Annotated in this window: 9 protein-coding genes; 7 read left to right on the plus strand and 2 right to left on the minus strand. The window is 59.2% G+C overall.

What is annotated here, in order from left to right:
• The first annotated feature begins 137 nt into the window (after positions 1-137).
• The 6 genes from bamA to lpxB are packed head-to-tail and all read left to right on the plus strand — an operon-like array spanning position 138 to position 6,930.
• Positions 138-2,471, plus strand: coding sequence for an outer membrane protein assembly factor BamA (gene bamA / locus GA0061101_RS13020; RefSeq protein ID WP_037201925.1), 2,334 nt, complete (start codon positions 138-140; stop codon positions 2,469-2,471).
• Positions 2,472-2,522: 51 nt separating this feature from the next.
• A complete protein-coding gene (gene lpxD, locus GA0061101_RS13025) occupies positions 2,523-3,590 on the plus strand; it encodes a UDP-3-O-(3-hydroxymyristoyl)glucosamine N-acyltransferase (RefSeq protein WP_092573699.1) in 1,068 nt (355 codons plus the stop codon).
• Positions 3,583-4,056, plus strand: coding sequence for a 3-hydroxyacyl-ACP dehydratase FabZ (gene fabZ, locus GA0061101_RS13030; RefSeq protein ID WP_034505141.1), 474 nt, complete (start codon positions 3,583-3,585; stop codon positions 4,054-4,056). Before lpxD ends, fabZ begins: the two co-directional genes overlap by 8 nt.
• Complete coding sequence (gene lpxA, locus GA0061101_RS13035) at positions 4,053-4,868, plus strand: acyl-ACP--UDP-N-acetylglucosamine O-acyltransferase (RefSeq protein WP_037201930.1); 816 nt, start codon at positions 4,053-4,055, stop codon at positions 4,866-4,868. The genes fabZ and lpxA overlap by 4 nt, the downstream gene beginning before the upstream one ends.
• Positions 4,869-4,870: 2 nt before the next feature.
• On the plus strand, positions 4,871-5,752 hold the full coding sequence (locus GA0061101_RS13040; protein ID WP_092573700.1) for an LpxI family protein: 882 nt from the start codon (positions 4,871-4,873) through the stop codon (positions 5,750-5,752).
• Positions 5,749-6,930: a lipid-A-disaccharide synthase gene (gene lpxB, locus GA0061101_RS13045; protein WP_092573701.1), complete on the plus strand. Its 1,182-nt coding sequence runs from the start codon at positions 5,749-5,751 to the stop codon at positions 6,928-6,930. The genes GA0061101_RS13040 and lpxB overlap by 4 nt, the downstream gene beginning before the upstream one ends.
• A 26-nt stretch (positions 6,931-6,956) precedes the next feature.
• On the opposite strand, the gene gltA is transcribed toward lpxB, so the two are convergent.
• Complete coding sequence (gene gltA / locus GA0061101_RS13050) at positions 6,957-8,246, minus strand: citrate synthase (protein WP_034505135.1); 1,290 nt, start codon at positions 8,244-8,246, stop codon at positions 6,957-6,959.
• Between the two features lie 280 nt (positions 8,247-8,526).
• On the opposite strand from gltA, the gene GA0061101_RS13055 reads away from it, so the two are divergent.
• Entirely contained in the window at positions 8,527-10,986 is a 2,460-nt protein-coding gene (locus GA0061101_RS13055; protein WP_092573702.1) for a ComEC/Rec2 family competence protein, read from the plus strand.
• Here the strand turns inward: GA0061101_RS13055 and lexA are convergent.
• Positions 10,967-11,689, minus strand: a complete 723-nt coding sequence (gene lexA, locus GA0061101_RS13060) for a transcriptional repressor LexA (RefSeq protein ID WP_037201940.1) — start codon at positions 11,687-11,689, stop codon at positions 10,967-10,969. The genes GA0061101_RS13055 and lexA overlap by 20 nt on opposite strands.
• Between the last annotated feature and the right edge of the window lie 63 nt (positions 11,690-11,752).

Consider the following 11,752-nt stretch of genomic DNA (forward strand, 5'->3'; position numbering starts at 1 on the left):
GTCACGCTTTGAAATGAAGTAAACGGAAATTAACTTGCTCCCTTGCTTGTATGTCAAAAGCGGGTAAAACGACACACGTGGCCGGAATCGGGTTCGCCTGGGGCTGGGGACGACTGAAAAAAAGGTAAGAAGTGAAAATGAAGGCTGGTTCAAGATTATTGAACGCAGTGTCGGCGGTAGCGCTGTCTGCTGGTGTTGTTGCGTCGGGCGCTGGTGTTATCACCCTTGCCTCTACCTCAGTCGCGGAGGCCGCTGTTATCCAGCGGATTGATGTTCAGGGAGCTGGGCGCGTCGGCGCGCAAGCTGTTCGAGACAACATCACGATCAAGCCTGGCAAGAGCTTCTCGCCAAGCGATATCGATGCATCGGTGAAGCAGCTTTACGCCACCGGGTATTTCTCCGACGTCCATATGACCGTTTCGGGCAGCGCCCTGGTCATATCGGTCAAGGAGAATCAGCTCATCAACGCCGTGGTCTTCAACGGCAACCGCAAGATCAAGGACGACAAGCTGCAGGGGATCGTTCAGACCCACGCTGCCGGCCCCTATAACGAGGCCACCGTCCAGGCTGACGTCAAGACCATCAAGGATGCCTATGCCGCCATCGGCCGTAACGATGTGCAGGTAACGACGCAGACCGCCGAGGTCGCTCAGGGTCGTCTCAACGTCGCTTTCGTCATCAACGAAGGTGATCGTACCAAGATCGACAAGATCAATTTCTCGGGCAATCAGGCTTACAACAGCGGCCGTCTCGCTTCGGTGATCAGCACGAAGAAGAGCAACTTCCTGTCGTTCCTGACCCGCAAGGACGTTTACAGCCCGGACCGTCAGCAGGCTGACCAGGATGCGCTGCGTCAGTTCTACTACAACCATGGTTACGCCGACTTCCGCGTCGTCAGCGCCGATGCGACGCTGAACGAGCAGAACAACGAATACACGCTGAACTTCAATGTCGATGAAGGTCCGCGTTACACCTATGGCGACATCAATGTCATCTCGACGGTCGACGGCATCAATGCCGAGGATCTTAAGGGCCTGGTCATCACCCACAAGGGCGATGTCTACAGCGCCAAGGACATTCAGACTTCGATCGAGAATATTTCGAAGCGCGTGGCTTCCGCCGGCTATCCGTTCGCCCGCATCACGCCGCGCGGCAACCGTGATCTGACCGGTCATACGATCGGCATCGAATACCTGGTCGATCAGGGCGAGCGCGCCTATGTCGAGCGTATCGAAATCCGCGGCAACACCCGCACACGCGACTACGTTATCCGCCGCGAGTTCGACCTGAATGAAGGCGATGCCTTCAACCAGGAAATGATCACGCGCGCCAAGCGTCGCCTCGACGCACTCGGCTATTTCACCAAGGTTGACATCACCACGGCACAGGGCAGTGCTCCGGACCGTGTCGTCGTCGTCGTCAATGTCGAAGATCAGCCGACCGGCTCGTTCGGTATCGGTGCCGGTTACGCCGTCGGCAACAACGGTGGTCTGCTGCTGGAAGCTTCGGTTGAGGAAAAGAACTTCCTCGGCCGCGGTCAGTACATCCGCATCGCTGCGGGTGCCGGCACGGAAGGCAATCGTACCTACAACATCTCGTTCACCGAGCCCTACTTCCTCGGTTATCGTCTCGCTGCAGGTTTCGATATCTTCAAGAACCAGACGTCGAGCGACGACTTCTACGACTATTCGGAGGAAGGCTTCTCGCTGCGTGTGACCGCGCCGATCACCGAGAACTTGGCGACGACCCTGCGCTACAACTACAAGCGCCTGACATACGACGGCACGAACGATTGGCAGAACAATCTTTCAAATCCATATCTCAACCTCGTCGAGAACGGCCCTTGGGTGCAGTCGACGATTTCGCAGACCTTTACCTACAACACGTTGGATGACCAGAATCTGCCGCGTGAAGGTATTATCGCCAAGTTCACGCATGAATATGCGGGCCTGGGTGGCGACTCCGACTTCTACAAGCTGAGTGGCAAGGCGCGTTACTACAAGATGATCAGCGACGAAGCTGATATTATCGGCTCGCTGACAGTCGGTGCTGGCTACGTGATGCCGACGGATGGCAAGCTGAACGTCTTCGACCAGTTTACGCTTGGTGGTCGTGAAATCCGCGGCTTTGAGAATGCCGGTATTGGTCCGCGCTCGTCCAACGGCGATCCGCTGGGCGGCACGACCTACTTCACGGCTTCGGCGGAAGCAAGCATGCCGATGCCGGGTGTGCCGCAGGATATCGGTCTGCGCATTGCAGCCTTTGCCGATGCGGGTAGCCTCTACGGTAACAAGGCCAATCTGTTCGGCGACATCCTGCATAACGACAGCTCCATCCGAGCTTCGCTGGGTGCTGGTCTGATCTGGTCTTCGCCGTTCGGCGTCATCCGTGTTGACTATGCCGTGCCGGTTCTCAAGGAAGATTACGACAAGACTGAGAATTTCCGGTTTGGCATCGCCAACCAGTTCTGATATCGGCAGCCTAGAACAACGGGCTTGAACACCGTTCTGGAGCTGGTGCTTATGGAACATATCGGTTTCTTCCCGCCCCACGGTGGCGTCAGCTTACGAGAGTTGGCTGAACATCTTGGGGCGGATCTTATTGATGCGACCTTCGCGGAGGTCGTCATCAAGTCGATTGCTCCTGTCTATAGGGCAGGCGAAGGCGACATTTGTTATATCCTTTCCCGGAAGAATCGCGCCGAGCTTGAGACGTGCAAGGCTTCGGCGATCATTTGCCTGCCGGCGCTGAAATCCTTCGTCCCCGCGCACATTCCGGTGCTTCTCTCCAAGAAGCCGCATACGGACTTTGCGCTTGCCGGAGCGTTGTTGCATCCGGAAGCCATGCGTCCGATCGCGTTCACGTCGAACCCCGGCGTGATCTCTCCTGGCGCAGTCATTGATGCCACAGCCAAGCTGGAAGCCAATATCGGTGTGGAGCCGGGCGCGGTCATTGGACCTGGCGCCGAGATCGGCGAGGGCACGTGGATCGGTGCTAATGCGCTTATCGGGCCGGGTGTGAAGATCGGACGAAATTGCACCATCGGCGGTGGCGCAAGCATCCTCTGCTCATACCTCGGTAATGGCGTCATCATTCACAATGGCGCGCGTATCGGCCAGGATGGTTTCGGTTATGCGCCAGGGCCTCGCGGCATGGTGAAGATCGTGCAGATCGGCCGCGTCATCATCCAGGATAATGTCGAGATCGGCGCCAATACCACGATCGATCGCGGCACGATGGATGATACCGTGATCGGCGAGGGCACCAAGATCGACAATCAGGTCCAGATCGGACATAACGTTCGCATTGGCCGCCATTGCGCCGTCGTCAGCCAGGTCGGCATAGCCGGCAGCACGCTGATTGGTGACGGTGTGCAAATCGGCGGTCAGGCGGGGCTGAACGGCCATATTCACATTGGTGACGGTGTACAGATCGGCGCCAAGAGCGGTGTTATGAACAGCATTCCGGCGGGCGAGCGTTACGCTGGTCATCCGGCGCGGCCCCTGTGGGATTTTCTGAGGGAATCGGCAGAGATCGCGAAGCGGTCGGGAGCCAGAGAAAAGAAGGACGGGAGTGCGGAGCATGACTGAGGAAGCCAAGACATCATTGTCGTCGGCTGACGTTCTGGAAATTATGAAGCTTTTGCCGCATCGCTATCCCTTCCTGATGGTCGATAAGATCATCGAGATCGATAGCGATAATTCCGCGATCGGCATCAAGAACGTGACGGCAAACGAGCCGCAATTCACCGGGCACTTTCCAGGTTCCCCGATCATGCCGGGCGTATTGCTCATCGAAGGCATGGCTCAGACGGCAGGCGCGATCTGCGCCCGCAAGGATGGCATCGGCGGCAATCTCGTCTATTTCATGACGATCGACAATGCCCGTTTCCGCAAGCCGGTCGTTCCCGGTGACCGCGTCGAATTCCATGTCGTCAAGCAGAAGCAGCGCGGTACGATCTGGAAGTTCCATTGTGATGCCAAGGTCGATGGCATCCTGGTTGCCGAAGCCGATATCGGCGCGATGATTGTGAGGAAGGATCAGGACGAGGCATGAGCAGCATCGCAAAAAGCGCGAGCATTCATAAGTTCGCGGTCGTTGAGGATGGTGCCATCATCGGCGAGAACGTCGAGATCGGGCCTTTCTGCCACGTCGGCCCCAAGGTCGTGCTGCATGATAATGTCCATCTGCTGACGCATGCCATCGTCACCGGCCGCACGACGATCGGCAAGGGAACGAAGATATTTCCGATGGCCATTGTCGGCGGCGACCCGCAGAGCGTTCATCACGGCGGCGAAGAGACGACGCTGGATGTTGGTGAGAACTGCACGATACGTGAAGGCGTGACGATCAATACCGGCACCGCTGACTACGGCGGCAAGACGATTGTCGGCAACAACAATCTGTTCCTCGCTAATTCCCATGTCGCGCATGATTGCCGCGTAGGCAACAATGTCATCATGTCCAACAATGTCATGCTGGCGGGGCATGTGACGATCGAAGATCGCGCCATTCTGGGCGGTGGCTGCGCCGTGCACCAGTTCACCCGCATCGGTCGGCAGGCTTTCATCGGAGGACTTTCGGCTGCAAGCTACGATGTCATTCCCTACGGCATGCTGAACGGAAATCCAGGCGTGCTGTCCGGCCTCAACATTGTCGGCATGACGCGCGCAGGCATAGACCGCGCGGTCATTCACCGAGTTCGACGCGCCTACAAGGGTATCTTCGAAGGCGAAGGTTCGATCCGCGACAATGCCGCGGCGATCCGTGACGAATATGCCGATTGCAAGGAAGTGATTGAGATCCTCGATTTCATCGCAGCCGATAGCGATCGCGCGCTGTCGTCGCCCAATCGCGGCAAGAGCTGACGGTGGTCTCCGCCGGCCAAGACGGCAAGGGTAGGTTGGCGATCATCGCGGGCAGTGGTTTTCTGCCGGCTTACGTTGCTGAAGCTGCCCGCCAGGCCGGCGAAAATCCTGTCATCATTGCGCTGACGAACGAGGCGGATCGGGATTGGTCCGCTTTCGATCACGCCAATCTCGGTGTCGGCAATTTCGCCGGCCTTGAAATCACGTTCCGTCGCTATGGCGTTGACCGGGTCGTCATGTCCGGCGGTGTCGCGCGCCGTCCGCCTTGGCGGGAGGTGCATCCGACGTGGCGCGTGATCAAAGAATTACCCTCGACTATCCGCACGCTTCTTTCCGGCGGCGATAATGCCGTGCTGCAGATGGTCATCCGCTTGATCGAGGCCGGTGGCGTCCGCGTCGTCGGTGCGCACGAGATTGCGCCCGATCTGCTGGCGACCACCGGGCCGCTCGGGCGGCACGCGCCCTCGCAAGAGGATTTGCGCGATATCGCCCAAGGTGCGAAGGCAGCCGACGCGCTTGGGCTTTTGGACGTTGGCCAGGGCGCCGTCAGCGTCGGTGGCCGTGTCGTGGCGCTTGAGGGCGCCGAGGGCACGGACAAGATGATCGAGCGTGTTGCCGGCTTGCGCGCCGAGGGCCGTATATCGACACGCCGTCGCGGCGTACTGGTCAAGCTCTGCAAGCCGCAGCAGGATGTGCGCGCCGATCTGCCCTCGATTGGTGTCTCGACCGTGCTGAACGCCAAGAAGGCCGGCCTTGCCGGCGTTGCGGTGGAAGCGGGCAGGGCGCTGGTTCTCGACCGTGAGGCGGTGGTTGCCGCGGCCGATGAAGCCGGCATCTTCGTCTGCGGTATTGATCGTGGTCTGAGCGCGGAGGGCTTCATGTGAGCAGCGCTCCCTTGAAGCTCGCTGTCGTTGCAGGAGAGGTTTCCGGCGATCTGTTGGGCGGCGATCTCGTCGCGGCGTTGAAGCGGCGCTATGGCGGTCCCGTGGAGTTGATCGGCGTCGGCGGCGAGGCGCTGGAAGCGCAAGGCCTGCGCTCGCTTTTCGACTATTCCGAATTGTCGATCATGGGCTTCATCCAGGTGATCAAGAGACTGCCGAAACTGCTTGCCCGCATCCGGCAGACGGCCGAAGCCATCATAGCGGCCAAGCCCGATGTGCTTCTGATCATTGATAGCCCGGATTTCACCCACCGCGTGGCGAGAAGGGTGCGCAAGGCATTGCCCGGCCTTCCGGTCGTCAACTATGTCTGCCCCAGCGTCTGGGCGTGGAAGGAATACCGTGCGCGGGAAATGCTCGCCTATGTCGATCATGTGCTGGCCGTGCTGCCGTTCGAGCCGGAAGCCATGCAGCGCCTGGGCGGGCCGGCGACAACCTATGTCGGCCATCGCCTGACGGTGGACGTCGATCTGCTGAAGACGCGCCGACAGCGCACTCTGCGCGGCACGAGTGTTGCCGACGCCCCAATGACGGTCCTTCTTCTCCCGGGGTCGCGCGCTTCGGAAATCCGCCAGCTCCTGCCGGTTTTTGAGCGGGCTACCGATGAACTTAGCCGGCGAAACGATGGCGTCCGGTATCTGCTGCCGACGGTGCCGAGGCAGGAGGCCCTAGTGCGGTCGCTTCTCGAAAATTGGAGCATCAAGCCGGATATCCTCGTTGGTCAGGATGCGAAGTGGAAGGCCTTTGCGCAGGCGGATGCCGCCATGGCGGCGTCTGGCACGGTGATCCTGGAGTTGGGGCTTGCCGGCGTTCCGGTGGTCTCGACTTACAAGACGGAATGGCTGGCCAGATTTGTGATGGCGCGCATCAAGGTATGGACGGCGGCCTTGCCGAACCTGATTGCCGATTACGCTGTCGTGCCTGAGCTCATCAACGACATTTTGCGGCCCGGCCTGCTGGCCCGCTATATGGAGCGCCTGTCGAACGACACGCCTGAGCTATCGGCAATGCTCGCAGGCTATGATGTCGTCTGGCAGCGCATGCAGACGGAGGAGCCGCCTGGTGACAAGGCGGCCGCGATCCTCCTGGAGGTCTTGTCCAATAAAAAAACCGGTCATTTCTGACCGGTTTTTTGTTTCAAGTCCGGAGCTCAGCGCTTGGAGACCGGAACGTATTCGCGCGGCGGTTCGCCGGTGTAGAGCTGGCGCGGACGGCCGATGCGCTGATGCGGATCCTCGATCATCTCGTTCCACTGAGCGATCCAACCGACGGTACGGGCAAGCGCGAACAGTACGGTGAACATGGTGGTGGGGAAGCCGAGGGCCTTCAGCGTGATGCCGGAGTAGAAGTCGACGTTCGGGTAAAGCTTCTTCTCGATGAAGTATTCATCGGTCAGCGCGATGCGTTCGAGCTCGATTGCGATGTCGAGCAGCGGATCGTCCTTGATGCCGAGTTCGCCGAGAACCTCGTGCGCCGTCTTCTGCATGATCTTGGCGCGCGGATCGTAGTTCTTGTAAACACGGTGGCCGAAGCCCATCAGGCGGAACGGATCGTTCTTGTCCTTGGCGCGGGCGATGTATTCCGGAATGTGGTCGACAGAGCCGATTTCCGTCAGCATGTTCAGCGCGGCTTCGTTGGCGCCGCCATGAGCAGGGCCCCAGAGGCAGGCGATGCCTGCAGCGATACAGGCAAACGGGTTTGCGCCCGAGGAGCCTGCGAGGCGAACCGTCGAGGTCGAAGCGTTCTGCTCGTGGTCGGCATGCAGGATGAAGATACGGTCCATGGCGCGTGCCAGCACCGGATTGACGACATACTCTTCGCAGGGAACGGCAAAGCACATGCGCAGGAAGTTCGATGCGTAATCCAGATCGTTCTTCGGATAAACGAAGGGCTGGCCGATATGGTACTTGTAGGCCATGGCGGCAAGCGTCGGCATCTTGGCGATCATGCGCAGGCTCGCGACCATGCGCTGATGCGGATCGGTGATGTCGGTCGAGTCGTGGTAGAAGGCTGACAGAGCGCCGACGCAGCCGCACATGACTGCCATCGGATGCGCGTCGCGGCGGAAGCCGGTGAAAAAGCGCGACATCTGCTCATGCACCATGGTGTGGTGCACGACGCGATAGTCGAAGTCCTTCTTCTGTGCGGCTGTCGGCAGTTCGCCGTAGAGTAGCAGGTAGCATACTTCGAGGAAATCGCCGTGTTCGGCCAGCTGTTCGATCGGATAGCCGCGATGCAGCAGAACGCCTTCGTCGCCATCAATATAGGTGATGCTGGACTCGCACGACGCGGTCGAGGTGAAGCCAGGATCGTAAGTGAAAGTGGAGGTGTTCTTATAAAGGGCACCAATATCAATGACACTCGGGCCGATGGTCCCGGTTTTGACCGGCAGGTCTACCGTCTTCTCACCCCAAGTTAGTTTCGCGCTTTGTTCCGTCATGCTGATCCTCCAAGATTTGGCGGGATTGACGCCATAAAAAGCGCCAAAAGGTTAAGCGACTACCGACTAGCTATATGATCCAGAGCCTAATGCCAAGTTATCCTAATGCCGAATTGTGCATTGCGGTATCAACTTTTGGGCAATGCAGTAGGGCATTTGATCCCCCCGTTCCGGTAAATGGCGCAATTTGGCAGTGGGTGTGCCGATTTTGGTTGAATTCACCGAATGGTGACGGCAAAAATCGCGTCATAGCTGTAGTTTTGCGTGGGGCAGGCAGTGAATGCCTAATTTAGAGGCACCGGAGCAGCAGGAGGATGGCAGGAATCTTCCTGGGCCTGCAGAGCCTCACCATGCCGCCACGCCCCTTGTTTCTCGTGCCAAAGCGGAGCAGCGGGAGCGGACGCAGGATCAGGCGCCGCCGGTCGCGCGTTTCTACCTAGCTGTCAGTCGCATCAGATCCTTTGTGTGGCGCCTGATCGAAGAGGAGGCCGCGCATGGTCGTGCCATCCTGTTTGCGCCGATCTATATGGGCCTCGGCGCGATCTTGTGGTTCAAGGCCGATATCGATCCGCCGCCGCAGACGGTCCTTGCTGCGCTTCTGGTCCTGGCTGGCAGCTTTCTTTTCAGGCGCGAAGCGGGCCGCGTGCTTCGGCATGTCCTCTTCGCCGGCATGCTGGTTTGTCTGGGCATGGCTCTGGCGCAATGGGAAAGCTGGCGGGCATCGACCGTCATGCTTGACTCGGCTGTGACCACGACCGTCACAGGTCGGATCGAAAGGCGAGAGTCCTACGATAACGGAGGTTGGCGATACGTCGTCAAAGTCGACAAGACAGAAAAGCCGGCCATTCGCAGACCGCCGGAGCGCGTCACCATTTTCGTGCGCAAACAGGCAGAACCGTTCAACCTCGGCGACCGCATCCAGGGCAAGGCGCGACTGACGCCTCCGGCCGGACCTGCTCTGCCTGATCTCAACGATTTCGCGTTCAGTTCCTATTTCAACGGCATCGGTGCAAACGGCTTTGCCTTTGGAAAGCCGACCCTGCTGTCACCGGCGAGTGATGTCGCTGCGGATTCGGTGTTGGACAAGGCGGATATCTGGCTTGCCGGCCTGCGCAACAGCATAGGCGACAGGATTAGAAGAACCTTGCCCGGCGACACCGGCGCTTTCGCGGCCTCACTTGTCACCGATGAGAGACGCGCGCTTTCGGACGAGACGACCGAAGCGCTGCGAATGGCCGGGCTCACGCATATCATTGCCATTTCCGGCCTCAACATGGCGCTTTCGGCCGGTATCTTCTATATCGGCTTGCGTTATCTGTTCAGCCTGTTTCCCGGCATGGCGCAGGCGTGGCCGACCAAGAAGATAGCCGCTTTCGGCGCCCTGGTAACCCTGACGGCTTACTATCTCATTTCCGGCTTTGGCGTGTCGGCCGAACGCGCCTTCATCATGATGGCGATCATGCTGGTTGCCGTGCTCTTCGACCGGCCGTCGATCAGTCTGCGCAACGTCGCGCTCTCGGCAATCGTCATTCTCAGCCTGTCGCCGTCGCAGGTGCTCGGACCGAGCTTCCAGATGTCCTACGCCGCGACGCTGGCGCTGGTATCCGGCTACACGCTTTGGAAACGGCGCCAGCATCGGGAAAATATTCTTTCGCGCTCCAGGCTCCTGAGCCCGTTGCTGTTCGTTACGCGCTTCTTCGGCAGCATATTGTCGACCTCCTTCATTGGCGGCGCGTCGACGGCGATCTTCTCGATCGAGCATTTTCACCGGTTGGCGACATACGGCCTTGCAGCCAATCTTGCTGCGATGCCGATCGTCTCCTTCGTCGTCATGCCGTTTGGCATGGCGGCCATGTTACTTATGCCATTTGGCCTCGACGGGCCCTTTTGGCAAATCACCGGCGAGGGACTGGAGTTGGTCATCGCTATCGCCAAAACGGTGGCGGGATGGGGCGGCGATATTACCTTCGGCCGCCAGCCCGCCTGGCTTATGCCGACGTTCATCACAGGCTTTCTGCTCATGACGATGTTGCGAACGAGCGTGCGCCATGTGGGCCTGCTGTTGCTGCTTTCTTCCCTCGGCGTGGCAGCATTCGGCTCTGGCGTGCCCAAACCGGATCTCATGATTTCCGAGGATGGTGTTCTGGTTGCCTTGCGACAGGACGACATACTGGCAACAAATCGCGAAAGACCGCAGGCTTTCATTTTCGAACAGTGGCAGAGGGCGCTGGTTGCGAGCGAGCATCAACCTCCGACCATCCTTCCTGTTGACAGCCGCCTTCCCCAGATCAGCAAGACGGATCATCGCCGGCGATTGAGCGTCGAAGAGCAGGGCGCAGTTCGCAAGGCAATGGATGAAGCACTCGACCAGGCCATGCAGGGCAGTTTTGCTTGCCAAAAGGGCGCATGGTGCGTCGCGATGCTTGAAAATGGCGCGATGCTGGTCACCATCGAGGACGCAGCTTACCTGTCGCCGGCCTGCGATACGGCCAATATCGTCGTCACTCCCGTACGACTACGCCTGGATCGCTGCCGCTCCGGCGCCATGCTTTTCACAGGCGCCACATTGCGGCAAACAGGGTCCATTGAGATGGACCTCAGCACCGACAAGCCAAATGTGGTTACTGCGTTCGAAAATCCACAGCGCCCATGGGCTCGGCACAGAACATACGATTGGCGCACAGGCACATTCGGCGCGCCGATCGTCCGAGCATCACCGGTCAGTGATAACGGCGAATGAGGCCAACAAGCTTGCCTTGCACCTTGACGCGATCCGGCCCGAAGATGCGGGTCTCATAAGCGGGATTGGCTGCCTCGAGCGCGATGGAGGCCCCCTTGCGGCGGAAGCGCTTCAGCGTCGCTTCCTCGTCGTCGACGAGCGCGACGACGATATCGCCCGGATTGGCAGTCGTTGCATTGCGAATGATGACCGTATCGCCGTCAAAAATACCGGCATCGATCATTGAATCGCCTCTTACTTCCAGCGCATAGTGCTCGCCCGAGCCGAGCATGTCGGCAGGGACGGTTATGTCGTGGGTATTGTTTTGGATGGCCGAGATCGGAACGCCAGCGGCGATGCGGCCCATGACCGGTACCGAAACAGAACTGTTCTGGTCGTCGTTCGCCACTTTTGGCGGAGCAGGCGGCGCAACTGGCTGGGGTTTGCCGAGGCTGCCTTCGATGACGCTCGGCGAAAAGCCGCGGCGCGGCTGCAGGCTTGGATTATAGGCATCCGGCAGCTTGATGACCTCAAGCGCTCTGGCCCTGTTCGGTAGCCGGCGGATGAACCCTCGTTCCTCCAAAGCCGTGATCAGACGGTGAATACCGGATTTGGATGCAAGATCCAGCGCGTCCTTCATCTCGTCGAAAGATGGTGGCACGCCGGACTCCTTCATCCGTTCGTGAATGAAGAGAAGCAGTTCCTGCTGCTTGCGCGTCAACATCGTCTTGGAACCCCAGAATCGAGAAAAGCGTGAAACAAATCCAGAACGGACACTATATGTTCC

It is taken from the genome of Martinezella lusitana, assembly GCF_900094565.1.
Lineage (GTDB): Bacteria > Pseudomonadota > Alphaproteobacteria > Rhizobiales > Rhizobiaceae > Rhizobium > Rhizobium lusitanum.